We start from the raw sequence: 18,561 nt of genomic DNA on the forward strand, positions 1-18,561 counted from the left end.
AATCGAAGTATGAATATCAAGTCATGTTAGAGCGAAAGTTCAGTGGTTGCCTCTTGCGCGTAACGGGACTCGCGATGATTGCGTATTGCTCCAGCAGCCGGGCGAGGTTTGAGTAAGCAATCGCCAGATGATCCGCCCCGAGCCGGCTCATCGCTTTTGCTGTGCGCCGTGCCTGTGCCGCGCTGATCGCCGGGACATCTGCATCGCGAGCCATCCGCCGAATGCCGGTACGAGCACATTGGGCGACGGCAGAGTCAGCGCCCAATTCGCAGGTTTTGTGATGCAGTTGGTTCAATTGCCTGCTCAATTGCAGTGACAGCCAGCCTGCTCGGTCATCGAGCGTGCTCTCGGTGCCAAGCAGATTTTTCAGTGTGACGATTCGATGCTGTTGTTGCGCTTGCCACTGCGGGTGATTGACAGCGCCTGCACGGCGCAGCAGTGACCGAACGCCCCTGTGGATCGAACGCTTCAGTGCTCGAACATCCCGGGCTCTGTCTCTCGGCATTATCTGGAAGGCCAACAGGCAGATGGCCATGGCCACGAACCAGGCGAGCGACTGATTCGCGAAATCAGCGAAATCATAGATTGCGGTTCCGCCCGTACTCACCAAGGTGTTAAAGCCGATCAGGTATGCAACCCCTTGCAACGCGTTGCGAGGCAGGCTCGTTGCGTGAATCCCGAACGACCAGAATGCCGCCAGCGACAGCAGCAACAGAGGGAAATCGTTGATCTGCGGCAGCAGCAGAAACTTGCACAGCGCAGCTGCGATCACGGCATAGAACGTACCCCGGATAAAACCGGCCATGCCTTGTTCAGGCGCGGGAGCGGTCGCCAGCAGCGTGCAGCAGGGTCCAACGACCGCCAACAAAGTGGGGCCCTGATCCCAGCCGCTGAGGTACCAGACTGCGCCGGTGGCCAACAGGGCGAGCAATGCTCTGCAGCCGTTGCGCGCGGCATCGGCGTAGTTGCGGTGGAAACTCACGGCCCTTACCGGTTCTCGGCGACGGTGATCGAGGCTGGAAAAGTGCTGCAAGGCTGCGCTCAGGTCGGCCAGTTGTTCGCCGAACGAACGTGGGCCTGGGGTTGCCCGCTTACAAGCGTCCACCCGAATACGCAGTTGGTCCACGATCAGGGCACAGGCGCGATAGTCTCCATCGGCATCGATCATCCGCTGGCTCAGCGCGTGCAACCCCGAGCTTGTTTGGGCGAGTAATGTCGCGTCGTTTTCCAAGCAGTGCCGGTCGTAGTGCATGTCGAGCACCACGGCTTGCAGGTGCGCCAGCCCTGCCTGAATGGCCGGTTGCCGCGCGCGAAGCAGCACAGACTCACCACGTCCGAGCCCTAACAGATCGTCCACTTTGCCGATATCAATGGCGAGCTGATGAGCCTGTGCAATCCGCTCGACACCCTGTTCGCCCGAGAGGCGCATCGCGAGTAGCCTTGCGCTGCGGGCACAGACCTCGGCGAGCGTGCGCCTGATGGTGTTTTCCATGGTTCTCGGACTGAACAGCGTGACCACCAGGCTCAGGCACAGCACGCCGAGTGCCACTGCTGTGCCGCGAGTCATGATGTGCTCGAAAGCCTTTTGCGGCGCGACAATGGCCGGCCCCAGCGCCAGGCAGACGGTATAACCGGCCACCACGGCGGCAGTGGCCTGGTAATGACGCAACACGGTCATCGTCGCCACACAGAAGCCCAGCCAAAGACCGATGCCCAGCAAGAACAGCAGCATCTGTTGCGCAAACAGCCCGGTCAGGACGCAGGCCGCGAGCAAACCTGCCAGCGTTCCCAGCATCCGATAGAAGCCCTTGCCACGAACCGCGCCTTGTACCGGTTGCACCAACAGCAACACGGTGGAAGCGCCCGAGAACGGCGAGTCCAGATGCAGCTCAAAGCCGAGCCACAGCGCCAATCCTGCCGCCAGGACGCCGCGTAATACGTAGGCGAAAGTGGCAGACATCCAGGGCCGAGGGATGGCCGCGAACAGCCGTATTGTCAGACGGGTCATCACATGAACGCCTGCAACCAATGGATCAGGCGCCAGCGCGGCAGCCCGTCGGGCTGCGTGACTTCGACGCTGGCGGTCATGCCCGCTGCCAGCTCCACGCCTTCCGGTACCTTGTCCAGTTCGATGCGCACCGGCACCCGTTGTGCCAGGCGAATCCAGCTGAAGGTCGGGCTCACCTCGGGCAAACCGCTGTCGTTGCGCACTTCATTGGTGTCCGCAATTCCTCGGCCCATGCTTGCGACATGACCTTCGAGCACCGGCGCGAAGCTCATCAGTTTGATCGACACCGGCGCACCGATACGCACTCCCGGCAGCTTGGTCTCTTCGAAGTAACCGGTGATCCAGAAACTGTGGCCGTCGACCACGAACAGGTTGGTATGCCCAGCCTCTGCGTAATCACCCGGATGCAGCCGCAGTTGCGTGACGTAGCCATCGACCGGCGAGCGGATCGTCGTGCGTTCAAGGTCGAGTTGTGCCTGCTCAAGATGACTGCGTGCCGCATCCAGCCGCGCTTGCGCCACCGCCAGGTCACGTGCGGCGTTGTCGACCTCTTCCCGGGCGATGGCCCCGGCCAGTTGTGCACGACGCTGGTATTGAGCGTTGCGCTGGTCGAACACGCTGCGTGACTCAGCCAACTCCGCCCTGCGCTGCTGCAGGGCCAATCGATAAGAGCGCACATCGATTCGATACAGCAGATCGCCCTTGGCCACCCGTTGGTTATCGCTGACCACCAACTGATCGATTTGCCCGGACACCTCCGGTGCAATCCGCACAACCTGCGCACTCACGCGCCCGTCCCGCGTCCACGGCGCCAGGACGTAAGCGCGCCAGAGTTGCAGGCAGAACATCAGGGCCAATGTACCCAACACGAGAGTGACGACAGGCTTGAGCATTTTGACTGCAGACATGGCGAACCTCGCTCAGTAATGGACGACCAGCGTCGACAGGACGATGAGCGAGACGAAGAAACGTGCCAGCGCGGGGTGCCACACTTTGTCCAGCCAATGACGGGTCAGACGTTCGATCAGGGTGTAGGCCAGGAACGCCACACCGAGGTAGATGAACAAAGGAGGAAAGTAGAGGTTGGCAATGGCGATTTCGTTAAGCATGGCGGGCATCCGGTTTGCAGATTTTCAGCGTTCGCCCGGAGTGGTCGGACGTGTCGAAAATGCTAGGGAATCACCGCACTTGCCGATATTGAGCAGACTGCCAAAATATAATCAAATCCAGACAACCTGCGACGTCTTCCATGGCCGAAACCCATCCCTTGCCTGTCGATCAGTTCGAGTACGACAACCTCGCGCAGCCTGCCGTCGCGCTGATGCTCGCCCCCCAGCGCAACGACAGTGAGTCCGCCGAACACACGCACCGCAAAGGACAATTGGTCGTGGCTTACCGCGGCGGCATTGTCTGCACGGGCGAAAATGGTGTGTGGATGGTCCCTTCAGGTTTCGGTGTCTGGATTCCCGGCGGTATTTCCCACAGCAACCGCGTAACGGCCAACGGTCAGGTGTGTTTTCTGTTCGTCGAACCCGACGCCGCCTCATTGCCCGATCACTGCTGCACATTGGCGCTGTCGCCGCTGATTCTGCAGTTGATCCTGCACCTGAGCGATCAGGCGCAGGATTACCGCGCTGACTCGCGCACCTCGCGGCTGGCCGGTGTGCTGCTTGAAGAGCTTGAACAAGCGCCGACCGAGCAGCTCTACCTGCCGCTGCCCGCTTCCAAACCATTGCGCAGGATCGCCCGAGCCTTGGCCCAAAACCCTGCCAACCGCGCCACCATGGCCGATTGGGCACAACAGGTGGCGATGAGCGAACGTTCGCTGGCCCGGCTGATAAAAGCCGAAACCGGACTCACTTTTGGCCAGTGGCGCAAGCAATGGCAGATCATCGTCGCGCTGCAAAGCCTGGCCGAGGGGCTATCCGTGCAAAGAACGGCGGAAGCGCTGGGCTACGAATCGGTCAGTTCCTTCATCAGCATGTTTCGCAAGACTCTGGGCAGCTCCCCCGCACGCTATCTGCGCAGCACCCCTATATCAGCGTTGGCTGATCGTTCAGCGTGAAGGATGCCGGGACCTGGCAACCTCGGCCGGGTATTTAATCGCCGCATAATCCTCACCGCGCAATTTCGCCTGCGACAGTTGCCGATCACGCAACACAGAATTGTCATCGAATCAATTGATAGCCTCCTAACGAAAGGTGCATGCTAGAGGGCTTTCCTCGGGCTTATATCATTCCGAATGATAGTTACCTTCGTGTCATTCGATTCGTTTGCCATCTACCCGCCGAGCATCATCCGCCCATCTTCAATACATTGGCGGATGCATCCATGGAACAATCACTCAAACATTTGCGCTTCCCGTTGGCTCTGTTGGCCGTGCTGGTGATGAGCGCGTGCGGCAAGACTCCGGAAACCGCCGCCACCATGCCCGCTGCCAAGGTCAGCGTGGCCAAGGTGCTGGAACAACCGGTCAACGAGTGGGACGAATTCACCGGGCGCCTCGAGGCGCCGGAAACCGTTGAAATCCGTCCGCGGGTCTCCGGCCAGATCGACGAAGTCGCCTTCACCGAAGGTGCGCTGGTCAAGAAAGGCGACCTGCTGTTCCAGATCGACCCGCGTCCGTTCCAGGCTGAGGTCCGCCGCCTCGAAGCTCTGGTTGCCCAGGCCCGCGCCAACGCCACCCGCAGTGAAAACGAAGCCGGCCGAGGCGAACGCCTGCGTGCCAGCAACGCCATCTCCGCTGAACTGGCCGACTCGCGCACCAGCGCTGCACAGGAAGCTCGCGCCGCTGTCGGCGCCCTGCAAGCGCAACTGGATCTGGCCAAACTCAACCTGAGCTTCACCCGCGTCACTGCGCCAATCAGTGGCCGCGTCAGCCGTGCCGAGATCACCGCGGGCAACCTGGTGACTGCCGACACCACCCCGCTGACCAGCGTGGTGTCCACCGACAAGGTTTACGCCTACTTCGACGCCGATGAGCGTGTGTTCCTCAAATACACTCAACTCGCCCGTCAAGGTCAGCGCGGCGCGACCACCCCGGTGTACATGGGCCTGTCCAATGAAGACGGCAACCCGCACCTGGGCCAGATGAACTTTATCGACAACCAGGTCAACCCGAAGACCGGCACCATCCGTGGTCGCGCGGTGTTCGACAACAGCGACGGCAGCTACACCCCGGGTCTGTACGCACGCCTGAAACTGGTCGGCAGCGGCACCTACAACGCCATGCTGATCAACGACGAAGCAGTCGGTACCGACCTCGGCAAGAAGTTCGTGCTGGTGATGGATGGCGACAACAAGACCGCTTACCGCGCCGTTGAGCTCGGTCCGAAGATCGAAGGGCTGCGTATCGTGCGCAGCGGCCTGAACAAGGACGACACGATCGTCGTCAAGGGTCTGCAACGGGTTCGCCCTGGCTCCCCGGTTTCGCCTGAAGTGATCCCCATGGCCAGCGAGCAAACCATTGCCGCTCTCGCTCAACAACGACAAGCGCTGGAAGCCAGCAACCTGCCCAAAGTCGCACCTGCCAAAGGCGCGCCGGGTTCGGTTGTGAAACTGGCTGCTGCGACCCCACGCGGTTAAGGGACGACAACTCCGATGAATTTTTCCCAATTCTTCATTTCACGGCCGATCTTCGCAGCGGTGCTTTCGCTGTTGATCCTGATCGCCGGTGCGATTTCGCTGTTCCAGTTGCCGATCAGTGAATACCCGGAAGTCGTGCCACCGACCGTGGTGGTGCGCGCCAACTTCCCGGGTGCCAACCCGAAAGTCATCGGTGAAACCGTGGCGGCTCCTCTGGAGCAGGCCATCACCGGCGTCGAGAACATGCTGTACATGTCCTCGCAATCCACCGCTGACGGCAAGATCACCCTCACCATCACCTTCGCTCTGGGCACCGACCTGGACAACGCGCAGGTGCAGGTGCAGAACCGCGTGACCCGGACCGAGCCGAAGCTTCCCGAGGAAGTGACGCGCATCGGTATCACCGTCGACAAGGCTTCGCCCGACCTGACCATGGTTGTGCACTTGACCTCGCCGGACAAACGCTACGACATGCTGTACCTGTCCAACTACGCGATTCTCAACATCAAGGATGAGCTTGCTCGCCTCGGTGGTGTGGGTGACGTGCAGCTGTTCGGTATGGGCGACTACTCGCTGCGGGTATGGCTCGACCCTAACAAGACCGCTTCGCGCAATCTGACGGCAACCGATGTGGTGACCGCGATTCGCGAGCAGAACCGTCAGGTAGCCGCCGGCCAATTGGGCGCGCCCCCTGCGCCGAATGCCCAGAGCTTCCAGCTGTCGGTCAACACTCAGGGCCGTCTGGTCTCCGAGGAAGAGTTCGAGAACATCATCATTCGCGCAGGTGACAACGGTGAAATCACTCGCCTGAAGGACATCGCCCGCGTTGAACTGGGTTCCAGCCAATACGCCTTGCGTTCGCTGCTGAACAACCAGCCGGCCGTAGCGATCCCGATCTTCCAGCGTCCGGGCTCCAACGCCATCGAAATCTCGAACGAAGTTCGCGGCAAGATGGAAGAACTCAAGAAAAGCTTCCCGCAAGGCATGGACTACAGCATCGTCTATGACCCGACGATCTTCGTGCGCGGCTCCATCGAAGCGGTGGTTCACACCCTCTTCGAAGCACTGATCCTCGTGGTACTGGTGGTGATCCTGTTCCTGCAGACCTGGCGCGCCTCGATCATTCCGTTGGTCGCGGTGCCGGTATCGTTGATCGGTACATTTGCGGTGATGCACCTGTTCGGCTTCTCGCTCAACGCCCTGTCGCTGTTCGGCCTGGTATTGGCGATCGGTATCGTGGTGGACGACGCCATCGTGGTGGTGGAGAACGTCGAGCGGAACATTGAACTGGGGCTCAACCCTTTCGATGCGACCAAAAAAGCCATGGGCGAAGTAACCGGCCCGATCATTGCCACGGCACTGGTGCTGTGTGCGGTGTTCGTACCCGCCGCGTTCATCTCGGGCCTCACCGGTCAGTTCTACAAACAGTTTGCATTGACCATTGCCATCTCCACCGTGATCTCGGCCTTCAACTCGCTGACCCTGTCGCCAGCGCTGGCCGCTGTGTTGCTCAAAGGTCACGACGCACCGAAAGACCGCTTCTCGCGAGTGCTGGACAAGATCTTCGGTGGCTGGCTGTTCCGTCCGTTCAACCGTTTCTTCGACCGTGCCAGTCATGGCTACGTCGGCACCGTGCGCCGGGTCATCCGTGGCAGCGGCATCGCCCTCTTCCTGTACGCAGGCCTGATGGTGCTGACCTTCTTCGGTTTCTCCAGCACCCCGACCGGTTTCGTACCCGGCCAGGACAAGCAATACCTGGTGGCCTTCGCGCAACTGCCGGACGCCGCGAGCCTGGACCGCACTGAAGACGTGATCAAGCGCATGTCCGACCTGGCCCTGAAACAGCCAGGCGTGGAAAGTGCCGTAGCGTTCCCGGGCCTGTCGATCAACGGCTTCACCAACAGCCCGAACGCCGGCATCGTGTTCGTGACCCTGAAACCGTTCGACGAGCGTAAAGACCCGAGCATGTCCGCCGGTGCGATTGCCGGTGCCCTGAACGGCCAGTACGCCGGGATTCAGGAAGCCTATATGGCGATCTTCCCGCCGCCGCCGGTACAGGGGCTGGGCACCATCGGTGGTTTCCGCCTGCAAATCGAAGACCGGGGCAACCTGGGCTACGAAGAGCTGTACAAGGAAACCATGAACATTATTGCCAAGAGCCATAACGTTCCGGAACTGGCCAACCTGTTCACCAGCTACACCGTGAACGTGCCGCAGGTCGATGCCGCCATCGACCGGGAAAAAGCCAAGACCCACGGCGTGGCCGTCAGCGACATCTTCGACACCCTGCAGATCTACCTGGGTTCGCTGTATGCCAACGACTTCAACCGCTTCGGTCGTACCTATCAGGTCAACGTTCAGGCAGAGCAGCAGTTCCGCCTCGAATCCGACCAGATCGGTCAGTTGAAAGTACGCAACAACAAAGGCGAAATGATCCCGCTGGCGACCTTCATCAAGGTCAGCGACACCTCGGGTCCGGATCGCGTGATGCACTACAACGGCTTCATCACCGCTGAAATCAACGGTGCGGCAGCCCCGGGCTACAGCTCCGGCCAGGCCGAAAAAGCCATCGAGAAACTGCTCAAGGATGAACTTCCGAACGGCATGACCTACGAGTGGACCGACCTGACCTACCAGCAGATTCTGTCCGGCAACACTGCGCTGTTCGTGTTCCCGCTCTGCGTACTGCTGGCGTTCCTGGTGCTCGCGGCTCAATACGAAAGCTGGAGCCTGCCACTGGCAGTGATCCTGATCGTACCGATGACCCTGCTGTCGGCCATCACCGGTGTGATCATCTCTGGCGGCGACAACAACATCTTCACTCAGATCGGTCTGATCGTACTGGTGGGACTTGCCTGTAAGAACGCGATTCTGATCGTCGAGTTTGCCAAGGACAAACAGCAAGAAGGCCTGGATCCGCTGGCAGCTGTACTGGAAGCCTGCCGCCTGCGTCTGCGGCCGATCCTGATGACCTCGTTCGCGTTCATCATGGGTGTTGTGCCACTGGTGTTCTCCAGCGGTGCCGGTGCCGAGATGCGTCATGCCATGGGTGTGGCAGTGTTCTCCGGGATGCTCGGTGTGACCTTCTTCGGTCTGCTGTTGACCCCTGTGTTCTATGTGCTGATCCGCAACTTCGTGGAGCGCAGCGAAGCTCGCAAAGCGGCCAAGGCGCAAAATCTTCAAAAGCCACTGGAGGCGCACCCATGAGTCTGAAAGTCTTCCTGCCGAGCCTGCTGGTGCTGGCCCTCAGTGCCTGCGCCGTCGGCCCTGACTACAAGACCCCGACGACGGAGGCGGCGAACATCACGTCCGCCACCGACGGCGCCGCCGGCCAGAAGAACTTCGATCGTTCGAAATTCGAAGGCATCTGGTGGCAGCAGTTCGACGATCCGACCCTCAACCAGTTGGTGACTCAATCGCTGCAAGGCAACCGTGAACTGCGCGTGGCATTCGCCCGCTGGAAAGCCGCCCGGGCGATCCGCGACGATGTCAGCAACGATGCGATGCCGACCATCACCAGCCGCGCCAGCAGCGATCTGGCCAAAGGTCAGGTCCCTGGCCAGACCACTAAACGAGTCAACAGCGAACGCTATGACCTGGGACTGGACATGGCCTGGGAGCTGGACCTGTTCGGCCGCATCCAGCGCAATCTGGAAGCCAGCGACGCCGACCAGCAAGCGGCTGAAGCCGATCTGTATCAGTTGCAAGTCACCATGATTGCCGAACTGGTGGACGCTTACGGTCAACTGCGCGGCGCTCAATTGCGGGAAAAGATCGCCCTGGCCAACCTGAACAACCAGCAGGAGTCACGCAAGATCACCATCAGCCTGCGTGACGCCGGCGTGGGCGATCAGCTCGATGTTGAACGAGCCGATGCCCGTCTGGCGTCGGTCGAAGCCAGCGTGCCACAGTTGCAGGCGGAACAGGCCCGGCAGAAAAACCGCATCGCCACCCTGCTGGGTGAACGTCCGGACAAACTGACCGTCGACCTGAGCCCGAAAGATCTGCCGTCGATTGCCAAGGCTCTGCCGATCGGTGATCCGGGCGAACTGCTGCAACGTCGTCCGGACATCCTCAGCGCCGAACGCAAACTGGCTTCGGCCACGGCGCGTATCGGTGTGGCCAAGGCCGATCTGTTCCCACGAGTCAGCCTCAGCGGTTTCCTCGGCTGGACGGCTGGCCGTGGTTCGCAGATCGGTTCCTCGGCGGCCAACGCCTGGGCGCTAGGCCCGAGCATCACGTGGGCAGCGTTTGATCTGGGCAGCGTGCGGGCCCGTCTGCGCGGCGCCGATGCCGATGCCGAAGGCGCACTGGCGACCTACGAGCAGCAAGTATTGCTGGCCTTGGAAGAGTCGGAAAACGCCTTCAGCGATTACGGCAAGCGTCAGCAGCGTCTGATTTCGCTGATCCGTCAGAGCGAATCGAGCCGCAAGGCTGCCGACCTCGCCGAGATTCGCTACCGCGAAGGCACCACCGATTTTCTGGTGCTGCTCGACGCCCAGCGTGAACGCCTGAACGCCGAAGACAGCCAGGCCCAGGCCGAAGTGGATCTGTACCGCGGCATCGTCGCGATCTACAAGGCTCTTGGTGGTGGCTGGCAGCCAGAGACGGTCGCCAGCAAGTAACAGTTTTTTAAAGAGCTCCTTTGGTTGGCCGCAACCAACCAAATTTTTTGCCCCGCGTATCATTCGGTCGCGGGGCTTTTTTGCGCCTGTCTTTCAGGGTTTTCCAGCACCGTAACTGTCGCTGTGGTGCCGGCTCTCAGTCGGTCCTTACCTGAATATTCGGGATCGATACCGATCCGCACCGGTACTCGTTGCGCCAGTTTTACCCAGGTGTAGCTGGGATTGATGTTGGCCAGCAACCGACTGCCCGGCGCGTTTTCCCGGTCAGCAATGGCGAAGGCGATGCTCTGCACGGTACCGCCGAATTTTTCCCCGCTCATCAATTCGATCCGCACCCGGTCACCCTCCTCGATCCTTGGCAGCTTGGTTTCTTCGAAATAGCCGCTGACATAAAAGGAGCTGCTGTCCACCAGCGCCAGCAAGGCACTGCCGGCCACCGCGTAATCCCCCTGACGGGTCAACAAATTGGTGACATATCCGCTGACCGGCGCTTCGACTCGGGTACGTTGCAGATCCAGTTCAGCCTGGGTCAGTGCGGCAATCGCCAACTGCACGTTGGCTTCGGCCAGGCCGAGATTCGCCTGATTGCGCAACAGATCGGCCTGGGCCACCGCCACGTCGGTGCTGGACTTCTCCCACTCTTCTCCGGAAATCGCGAACCCCTGCTTGAGCGTACGTCGCCGGCGCTCTTCACTCTGGCGCTGCTTGAGCAATGCTTCGCTGGCGACAATGGCCGCTTGCGACTGACCAAGCGTGGCCTTTGAGACCTCCACCGAGCGTTTCGCATGCTCGACGGCGAGGCTGTAGCGAGCCGGGTCGATCTCCAGCAACAACTGCCCCTTGTCGACATGCTGGTTGTCCTGCACCGCCAGCGTGACGATGCGGCCCGAGACGTCCGCTGACAGCGTCACCACATCCGCCCTAACCCGCGCATCCCGCGTCCACGGCGCCCGGGTGTAATGTTCCCAGGCGAACCAGCCAAGCACGATTGCCAGCAGCACCACTGCCAATGTCGTCAATCGAGTGAGCAACGTCTTCAAGGTTTCAGGCTCCCATCAACAGAATAAAGGTGGCGCATACACAGGCGTACAAGGCGCCTTCGAACAGGGCCTCATGCCAGACAAAGCGCAGGACGCCGAGCCGGCGCAACCCCCAGTCGAGCAGCAGAAAAACCGGTATGGCCAATAGCAGGGCCTGAGCAATGGGGGGCAGGTAAACGCCGCCGATCTCGAAATCAATGGGCAAGGACGGGCTCTCCTTCAGAACGGTCGGGCTGCAAATGCTCGCCATGTCGCTCCAGAAACGACACCACGATCAACAGGGCCACACGCATGCGAAACACCGACCACAAGTGTTCATGGGTGGCGACATGCAAGGCATCCAACTCATCGCCAAGCGCATGCAGCGTGGTCAGCAACGGTGTCAGGCGCACGTCCGGTCGGCCGGCGACGAAACGGCCGGTCTGACGCAATGCCGTCGACAGTTCTTGACCGAAAGCGTCCGTGAGCAATGTGTTGTTCTGTGCCTGTTGCCTGAGCTGGTGCATGGCCACACCCAGCGCCACGCAGGCGAGACTGATCTCATACAGACGTTGCATGTCCCGATCATTGGCGGCCGGCAACACGCCCTGCATCGAGGTCAGACGATCGACCATTCGACTTTCGAAGGCAAATTGCTCTTCGTCGCTGGCCGGGCTCTTGGTCAATTGGTAGACCTGCTCCCGCGCTTCGTTGTAGAAGCGCCGGATGCGCAGGGCCGGGCGGAACGGGAAAATCCAGGCGTAGACGATCAGAGCCAGCATCGCCGCGCTGACGTAGGCTCCGGCAAATTCGAACCATTGGATGGCGGTGTTCTGCCCGGTGCCGACGTTCTGCGGCCCGAGCATCAGGAAACTCGACAGGCCCAGGCCCATGCCGATACCTGCGGTGGCCGGGCTGGACAGTCCGACTGCGATCACATACAGCAAAGGCGCGAGCAGCAAGGCCAACATTTCGAAATCATTGATCGCCGGGACCAGCATGAACTGATAGAACGCCGATACCACCAGTGCCAGCCCCAACCCTCGGGCGTAACTCTGCGCGGCGATCAGGGGGCGCGGAAACGTCGCCATCAATGAACACAGAATCCCCACCAGAATCATCCCGCCCCGCGCGCCGTCCCAGGCGGTCTCGATCCAGATCAATCCGGCCACCAGCAACGCGCTGAAGGCGCGGATGGCGTTCATCGTCGCGAGGGTGAAATCCAGGTGCAAGGGGCTGGACTGGCCGCGGAACATGCAACTGGCTTCCCGCCCCTCCTGTATCGCGTCGCTCAACTCGAGAATCTGTTCCAGTTGTTGCAACAGCCGCGCCTGTTCCCAGCGCAACGCCCAGGCCAGCGAGCGCAGGGTTGCACTCATGTCTTCCGTCAGTTGTTCGGCCTTGTAGGCAAGTCCTTCGAACTGTTGTTGCAGCGCAACGAACTGATGTCGCGCCTCGGCTGGCAATGAGCGTCCTTGCTGTGCGAGCTGATCAAGAAGTACCAGCTCCTCGGCGCGCAATTGCTGGATATCCAACGGTAGATCGCCCTCCCAGCGTTCGGTGAGCAATTCCCGCTGATGACGCAACGCGGTCAGGCGCGAGGTCAGCAGCATCAGTTGATTACCCAGCAAGAGCACCAGATTGTTGGCACTGCGCAGGCGCGGGGCGTCGAAGTATAAATGCCGGCGCAGTCCTTCGAGGGCGCTGATTTCCCCCAGCAGTTGCATTTGCCGGCGCTGAAAGTCCGCTTCGCTTTCTTCGGTGCGCAACACGGCGGCAGCATGGGTAGCAGCCAGTCTGATGACCTGATCGACCTTCGCGAAATAGTTGCGTGATACCGCTTCGGGCCGCGCCGTCAGCAGGCTGACCACGCACACGCACGCCACCGCCAGCAAGGTTTCGGTAACCCGGGTGACCGCCAACAGAAAAGTGCCGTCCTGATCCGGAATCGCCAGCAGCGCCACTACCACGGCGGTATAACCGCTGAGCACGAACGCCTGGGAGCTGGTGTAACGCAGCAACGTGCCGCCGGCCGTGCACAGGGCCAACCACAGCGCCAGGGTCGTGATGAACGGCAACGGCGCCTGGGGGAAAATCGCCATCAGCACCACCGCTACCACCGCGCCAAGGGTCGTCCCGATGATTTGCCCGAAGCTGCGTGCCAGCGCCATGCCGGCCAGTGGCTGGCTGATGATCACCACCGCCATGATCGACCATTTCGGTTGATCCAGATCGAACAGGAACGCCAGGTACAAGGTCAGCAATCCGGCGACGATGGTGCGCAAACCGAACAGCAGCACTGCCTGGCTGGGGTGGATCACCGCTCTGAAGTAAATGAACAGGGATTGCATGGATAGCCTCGTCGAAACAACTTCTGAAAGCGTAGACACTGCATGGAGGGCATGACGGCTAACAGGGTGGACACGGGCTGTAGGTCGATTCAACGCTTGCAGTAGGTCATATCGGGCAGAGAGTTTGACTCACGGCGCGAGCTGACAGAAGCTTGCGACCTCCGCTACAAAACGAAAGTTTCGGAAATTCGCATGTCTCAGTCTCGCCGTTATTTGCTCATCAGCCTCGGCCTTGTGCTGGCCCTCTGCGTGGCCTGGCTGTCATTGCGCAGTACCGCGCCCGTGGTGCCGGAAGCGATCAAGCATGGTTACAGTGAAGCGCTGACCGCTGCTCGCGCCGGCCAGCCGGGGGCCGCGCGGGTTTTGTACCAGCAACTGGGACGTCCGGACCTGTCGGTCAAACGTCGCGTCTGGCTGCATGCGGAGTTGCCCAATTACCCGAGCCCCCAGGCCCTGAAACTGGCGGATGCCGATCTGCAAAACCAATCGCCGGAGGTCCGGCTGGCGGCAATAAAAAGCGTGACCGGCCTGGTGCCGGGCGGCCAGCGCAGTCTGCTCCTGGGCCCGTTGCTCGACGATGAGGATCAAACCGTACGCTTTGCTGCGATCAACGCCCTGCTCGGTTTGTCTCCGGATCAACTGGGCCTGTATTTTGCCCCGCTCCAGCAAGGCATCGACATGTGGGAGCAGGCGCTCAAAAGCCAGCCGGAAAGCGCCGCCAACTATGCGCAGCTGGCGCGCCTGTATCTGCACAACGCCGAACTGAAACAGGCACAGCAAGCACTGGAGCTGACCTTGCGCCTGGATCCCGGCAACCTTCCGGCGCTGGTAATGCAGATCGAAGTGCTCGACCGTCAGGGACAGAGCGATGCCGCCCGGCAACTGCTGGCCCGACAGCTGAAGGCCCAGCCCGATTCGGCCTATCTGCAGCATGCCCTGGGCCTCTGGCTGCTGCACCACGATCAACGCGAATATGCCCTGCTCGGCTTGTCCAAAGCCGTGGAACTGGAGCCCGACAACAAAGACTATCGCTACGACCTCGCCACCACCCTGCACAGCGCCGAAGAACTGGAAGCGGCGCAAAAGCAGTTGCAGGAAATCGTCCAGCGCCATCCTGCCGACCGCAAGGCGCGGGTGCTGCTGATCAATTACTGGAAAGAAAGCGGCCAGTTGCAGAACGTACAGATTCTGCTCGCTCAGCTCGAACAGATGAACCCGGACGATCCCTCGTTGCAGCAAGGCCTCTAGCGGTGATCTGGACACATCCGGCAAGAAACTCGGAACCGTGGTCTCGGCAAAGGGTCAAGTAATCAGGTAGTGCAAAACGGCGTCCGGCGCCCGCTGCCTCGTTTCCCCTAGTCATGAGAGGGCATTTTTTGTCTACATCGAACGCGTTGATCAGTGCAAAAGCCGCCACCGGCATCGAAGGGTTGGACGATATCCTGGCCGGTGGTTTGTCCCGCAGTCACGTTTTCTTGCTGGAGGGCGAGCCTGGAACCGGTAAAACCACAGTCGCGTTGCATTTCTTGCTGGCCGGCGCCCGAGCCGGCGAACGTTCGTTGTACATCACGCTGTCCGAAACCGAGCGCGAGTTGCGTCAGGGCGCGGCATCCCACGGTTGGGAGCTGAACGAAAATATCGAGATTTTCGAGCTGACTCCCCCGGAAAGCCTGCTCAACGCCGAGCATCATCAGAGCCTGCTCTACTCCTCCGACCTTGAACTGGGCGAGGCAACCAAACAGATTTTCGAAGTGGTCGAGCGCTTCAAACCCACCCGGGTCGTGCTGGACAGCCTGTCGGAAATTCGCCTGCTGGCGCAAAGCTCGCTGCGCTACCGTCGACAGATCCTGGCGATCAAGCATTACTTCGTGCGTTACGACGCTACGGTACTGCTGCTGGATGACCTGACCACCGAATCCCTCGACAAAACCGTTCACAGTGTCGCCCACGGCGTCATCCGCCTTGAAGAACTGACCCCCAACTATGGCGCTGAACGTCGTCGCGTGCGGGTGATCAAGTACCGTGGCCAGAAATACCGTGGCGGCTTCCATGACTTCACCATCATGGGCGATGGCGTGCACGTCTTCCCGCGTCTGGTGGCGGCGGAGCACCGCGGCGATTACCCACGGCTGCAACTGTCCAGCGGCATCCAGGAAATGGACGCCTTGCTCGGTGGCGGTATCGAAACCGGGTCCAGCACGCTGATTCTCGGACCGGCGGGCACGGGCAAATCCTTGATCGCGATGATTTTCGCGGCGGCGGCCGTGGCGCGTGGAGAAAAGGCCGCCCTGTTCATTTTCGACGAAGAGCTGGGCTTGCTGTTCGAGCGCATGAACAACATCGGCATTGACCTCAAGGCTTTGCAGGCCACCGGCAATCTGCTGATCGAACAGGTGGACGCCGCCGAATTGTCCCCCGGCGAGTTCTCTCACCGGGTGCGACGCTGCGTCGATGAAGGTGACATCAAGACCGTGGTGATCGACAGCATCAACGGCTATCAGGCCGCGATGCCGGAGGAAAACGCCTTGGTGCTGCACATGCATGAACTGTTGCTGTACCTGAACCGCAAGGGCGCCGCGACGTTCATGACCGTCGCCCAGCATGGGCTGGTGGGCGACATGCAGGCCCCGGTCGACATCACTTACCTCGCCGACACTGTGATTCTGCTGCGTTATTTCGAAGCCCTCGGCAAGGTTCGCCGGGCAATTTCGATTATCAAGAAACGTACCGGCAGCCACGAATCAACCATTCGCGAGTACCGTATTTCCAAGCGTGGCATGACCATCGGTGAACCGCTGGACGCCTTCCAGGGCGTACTGCGCGGCGTACCCACCTACCTCGGCGCAAGCAACCCGCTGCTTAAGGATGAAAACTTGTGACCGTCACCGTGCCGCTGTCGGAACGAGCACTGATCCTTGCGCCCCAGGGGCGCGACAGCCAGGTGGCGCTGATGATCCTCAACGAGGCCGGCTACGGTGGTCTGATCACGCCCGATCTGGCTACGCTCTGTGCCGAACTTGAACCCGGCGCCGGGTTACTGCTAATCGCCGCCGAGGCCCTGCGTGGCCCGGAGCTGGAATCCCTGCTGTCATATCTCGATCAACAGCCCGCCTGGTCAGACCTGCCGATTGTGCTACTGACACACCATGGCGGCTCAGGACAGGGCCCCTCGTCTCAGCTCAGCAAATTACTGGGCAACGTGACGTTTCTCGAGCGCCCTTTCCATCCGGTGACCTTGGTCAGCCTGATCTCCACGGCCCTGCGAGGGCGACGACGACAATACGAGGCCCGCGATCGCCTGATCGATCTGAGCAATAGCGAGCGACGCCTGCAATCAACCCTCGAAACCCTCGAGCAACAAGTCGAGGAACGCACGGCGCAACTGCGGCACAACGAAGAAGCTCTTCGTCAGTCACAAAAGATGGAAGCGGTCGGTCAACTCACCGGCGGTATCGCCCACGACTTCAACAACATGTTGACCGGCATCATCGGCAGTCTCGAACTGCTGCGTCGGCGACTGGCTCGTGGCCGTCTTGACGACCTCGACAGCCTGATCGATCTCGGGGTGACTTCGGCCAACCGCGCCGCCGGCCTGACCCATCGTCTGCTGGCGTTTTCCCGTCGCCAATCGCTGGATTCCAAAGCCGTACAGATGAACGATCTGGTGCAATCGATGGGTGAACTGCTGCAGCGCAGCCTCAACGAAAGCGTTCAGCTGGACATGCGCCTGGATGAAGAATTGTGGGTGGCCGAGGCGGATCCGAATCAACTGGAAAGCGCCCTGCTCAACCTGGTGATCAACGCGCGTGACGCGATGCCCGATGGCGGCAACCTGGTGGTTGAGACCGGAAATCAGGTACTTGAGCGGGATTTCACCGACGCTTACAGCAACCTGGAACCCGGCGATTATGTCGTTTTGAGCGTGACGGACAACGGCTGCGGCATGCCCGAAAGTGTGATCAATCGCGCGTTCGACCCGTTTTTCACCACCAAGCCGATCGGCCAGGGTACCGGCCTGGGCCTGTCGATGATCTACGGTTTCAGCAAGCAATCCGGCGGACATGTCTCGATCGACAGCAAAATCGACGAGGGCACTACCGTCAGACTCTATCTTCCGCGCTTCAAGGGCGAATCATTGCCTCACGCGCCAGCGCATACGGAGCAGGCGCCCGACGCCGTGGAAGGCGAAACCGTCTTGATCGTCGAAGACGACCCGGCCGTGCGCGTGCTGGTCAGCGCGGTATTGAGTGAATTGGGTTACAGGTTTGTCGAGGCCGGCGACGCTGACGGTGCCATGCCGATTCTGGATTCGGAACAACGCATCGATCTGCTGATCAGTGACGTCGGCCTGCCCGGCATGAACGGACGTCAATTGGCTGAAATCGGCCGGCAATACCGGCCAGACTTGAAGGTCCTGTTCATCACCGGTTATGCCGAGCACGCTGCGGTGCGCGGCGGGTTCCTCGACTCCGGCATGCAGATGATCACCAAACCGTTCACCTTCGATCTGCTGACGGCGAAGGTACGGGAAATGATCAAGAGCTGAGGCGCTTCACGCCTCAGGCCAGCAGTTCCTGAATCTTCTCCTGCAACACATCCAGATCGAACGGTTTTTCCAGGATCGGCGCCCGGCGAGTGATGGGGCTGCCGGTCTCGCGGATTTCCTGCGGATAGCCGCTGATGAAGATCACTTTCAGATCCGGGCGCAATTTGACAGCAGGCTCGGCGATCTGCACGCCCGAGATGCCGCCCGGCAAACGAAAATCGGTAATCAACATGTCCAGATGCGGCTTGCTCGCCAGAATCTCGAACGCCTGCTCGCCGTTTTCGGCCTGCAATACGCGATAGCCCTGGCCTGACAGATAGTCTGTCAGGACCATCAGGATCACCGGTTCGTCCTCGACGACGAGTACTACATCTTGTGCATCTACGCTCATGGGAAGCCTTTGTTCGGTCAATAGCTGCTGATACGA

14 protein-coding genes are annotated in these 18,561 nt (G+C 60.6%); 7 read left to right on the forward strand and 7 right to left on the reverse strand.

Annotated features, from left to right (window positions below; genetic code table 11):
- Positions 1 to 16: 16 nt before the first annotated feature.
- The 3 genes from AWU82_RS07485 to AWU82_RS07495 are packed head-to-tail and all read right to left on the reverse strand — an operon-like array spanning position 17 to position 3,117.
- Positions 17 to 2,008 (reverse strand): FUSC family protein, encoded by a 1,992-nt coding sequence (locus AWU82_RS07485; protein ID WP_064381690.1) that lies wholly within the window; start codon positions 2,006 to 2,008, stop codon positions 17 to 19.
- Positions 2,008 to 2,916 carry an efflux RND transporter periplasmic adaptor subunit gene (locus tag AWU82_RS07490; RefSeq protein ID WP_064381692.1) on the reverse strand — a complete coding sequence of 303 codons (909 nt, stop codon included), beginning with the start codon at positions 2,914 to 2,916 and terminating at the stop codon, positions 2,008 to 2,010. Before AWU82_RS07490 ends, AWU82_RS07485 begins: the two co-directional genes overlap by 1 nt.
- A 12-nt stretch (positions 2,917 to 2,928) precedes the next feature.
- Entirely contained in the window at positions 2,929 to 3,117 is a 189-nt protein-coding gene (locus tag AWU82_RS07495; protein WP_064381693.1) for a DUF1656 domain-containing protein, read from the reverse strand.
- Between the two features lie 140 nt (positions 3,118 to 3,257).
- On the opposite strand from AWU82_RS07495, the gene AWU82_RS07500 reads away from it, so the two are divergent.
- The 4 genes from AWU82_RS07500 (at position 3,258) to AWU82_RS07515 (ending at position 10,218) form a co-directional block, all read left to right on the forward strand.
- Entirely contained in the window at positions 3,258 to 4,073 is an 816-nt protein-coding gene (locus AWU82_RS07500) for an AraC family transcriptional regulator (protein WP_064381695.1), read from the forward strand.
- Positions 4,074 to 4,339: 266 nt separating this feature from the next.
- The gene (mexE, locus tag AWU82_RS07505; protein WP_011334072.1) at positions 4,340 to 5,593 is read left to right on the forward strand and encodes a multidrug efflux RND transporter periplasmic adaptor subunit MexE; all 1,254 of its coding nucleotides are present in this window, start codon (positions 4,340 to 4,342) and stop codon (positions 5,591 to 5,593) included.
- Positions 5,594 to 5,608: 15 nt separating this feature from the next.
- Positions 5,609 to 8,800: an efflux RND transporter permease subunit gene (locus AWU82_RS07510; protein ID WP_064381697.1), complete on the forward strand. Its 3,192-nt coding sequence runs from the start codon at positions 5,609 to 5,611 to the stop codon at positions 8,798 to 8,800.
- Entirely contained in the window at positions 8,797 to 10,218 is a 1,422-nt protein-coding gene (locus AWU82_RS07515) for an efflux transporter outer membrane subunit (protein WP_064381699.1), read from the forward strand. The genes AWU82_RS07510 and AWU82_RS07515 overlap by 4 nt, the downstream gene beginning before the upstream one ends.
- Positions 10,219 to 10,277: 59 nt before the next feature.
- On the opposite strand, the gene AWU82_RS07520 is transcribed toward AWU82_RS07515, so the two are convergent.
- From AWU82_RS07520 to AWU82_RS07530, 3 genes are read right to left on the reverse strand one after another with little or no spacing between them, the layout of a single operon-like run.
- Positions 10,278 to 11,258, reverse strand: coding sequence for an HlyD family secretion protein (locus AWU82_RS07520; protein ID WP_064381701.1), 981 nt, complete (start codon positions 11,256 to 11,258; stop codon positions 10,278 to 10,280).
- A gap of 4 nt (positions 11,259 to 11,262) precedes the next feature.
- On the reverse strand, positions 11,263 to 11,463 hold the full coding sequence (locus AWU82_RS07525) for a DUF1656 domain-containing protein (RefSeq protein ID WP_064381702.1): 201 nt from the start codon (positions 11,461 to 11,463) through the stop codon (positions 11,263 to 11,265).
- Positions 11,453 to 13,588 (reverse strand): FUSC family protein, encoded by a 2,136-nt coding sequence (locus AWU82_RS07530; protein ID WP_064381703.1) that lies wholly within the window; start codon positions 13,586 to 13,588, stop codon positions 11,453 to 11,455. Before AWU82_RS07530 ends, AWU82_RS07525 begins: the two co-directional genes overlap by 11 nt.
- Before the next feature lie 192 nt (positions 13,589 to 13,780).
- Between AWU82_RS07530 and AWU82_RS07535 the strand changes: the two genes are divergently transcribed.
- The 3 genes from AWU82_RS07535 to AWU82_RS07545 all read left to right on the forward strand — a co-directional run bounded on the left by AWU82_RS07535 (position 13,781) and on the right by AWU82_RS07545 (position 18,134).
- Entirely contained in the window at positions 13,781 to 14,836 is a 1,056-nt protein-coding gene (locus AWU82_RS07535) for a tetratricopeptide repeat protein (RefSeq protein ID WP_064381705.1), read from the forward strand.
- Positions 14,837 to 14,964: 128 nt separating this feature from the next.
- Positions 14,965 to 16,467, forward strand: a complete 1,503-nt coding sequence (locus AWU82_RS07540) for an ATPase domain-containing protein (RefSeq protein WP_064381707.1) — start codon at positions 14,965 to 14,967, stop codon at positions 16,465 to 16,467.
- The gene (locus AWU82_RS07545; protein ID WP_064381709.1) at positions 16,464 to 18,134 is read left to right on the forward strand and encodes an ATP-binding protein; all 1,671 of its coding nucleotides are present in this window, start codon (positions 16,464 to 16,466) and stop codon (positions 18,132 to 18,134) included. The genes AWU82_RS07540 and AWU82_RS07545 overlap by 4 nt, the downstream gene beginning before the upstream one ends.
- A 13-nt stretch (positions 18,135 to 18,147) precedes the next feature.
- Here AWU82_RS07545 and AWU82_RS07550 read toward each other — a convergent pair whose 3' ends face one another.
- Positions 18,148 to 18,525, reverse strand: coding sequence for a response regulator (locus AWU82_RS07550; RefSeq protein WP_007954537.1), 378 nt, complete (start codon positions 18,523 to 18,525; stop codon positions 18,148 to 18,150).
- Positions 18,526 to 18,561 lie beyond the last annotated feature (36 nt).

This window comes from Pseudomonas glycinae (assembly GCF_001594225.2).
Taxonomy (GTDB): domain Bacteria; phylum Pseudomonadota; class Gammaproteobacteria; order Pseudomonadales; family Pseudomonadaceae; genus Aquipseudomonas; species Aquipseudomonas glycinae.

Excerpts from the sequence above, each read along its gene's own strand:
- AWU82_RS07485 (WP_064381690.1), bottom strand. The coding sequence starts at position 2,008 with ATGACCCGTCTGACAATACGGCTGTTCGCGGCCATCCCTCGGCCCTGG.
- AWU82_RS07490 (WP_064381692.1), bottom strand. The coding sequence starts at position 2,916 with ATGTCTGCAGTCAAAATGCTCAAGCCTGTCGTCACTCTCGTGTTGGGT.
- AWU82_RS07495 (WP_064381693.1), bottom strand. The coding sequence starts at position 3,117 with ATGCTTAACGAAATCGCCATTGCCAACCTCTACTTTCCTCCTTTGTTC.
- AWU82_RS07500 (WP_064381695.1), top strand. The coding sequence starts at position 3,258 with ATGGCCGAAACCCATCCCTTGCCTGTCGATCAGTTCGAGTACGACAAC.
- mexE (WP_011334072.1), top strand. The coding sequence starts at position 4,340 with ATGGAACAATCACTCAAACATTTGCGCTTCCCGTTGGCTCTGTTGGCC.
- AWU82_RS07510 (WP_064381697.1), top strand. The coding sequence starts at position 5,609 with ATGAATTTTTCCCAATTCTTCATTTCACGGCCGATCTTCGCAGCGGTG.
- AWU82_RS07515 (WP_064381699.1), top strand. The coding sequence starts at position 8,797 with ATGAGTCTGAAAGTCTTCCTGCCGAGCCTGCTGGTGCTGGCCCTCAGT.
- AWU82_RS07530 (WP_064381703.1), bottom strand. The coding sequence starts at position 13,588 with ATGCAATCCCTGTTCATTTACTTCAGAGCGGTGATCCACCCCAGCCAG.
- AWU82_RS07535 (WP_064381705.1), top strand. The coding sequence starts at position 13,781 with ATGTCTCAGTCTCGCCGTTATTTGCTCATCAGCCTCGGCCTTGTGCTG.
- AWU82_RS07550 (WP_007954537.1), bottom strand. The coding sequence starts at position 18,525 with ATGAGCGTAGATGCACAAGATGTAGTACTCGTCGTCGAGGACGAACCG.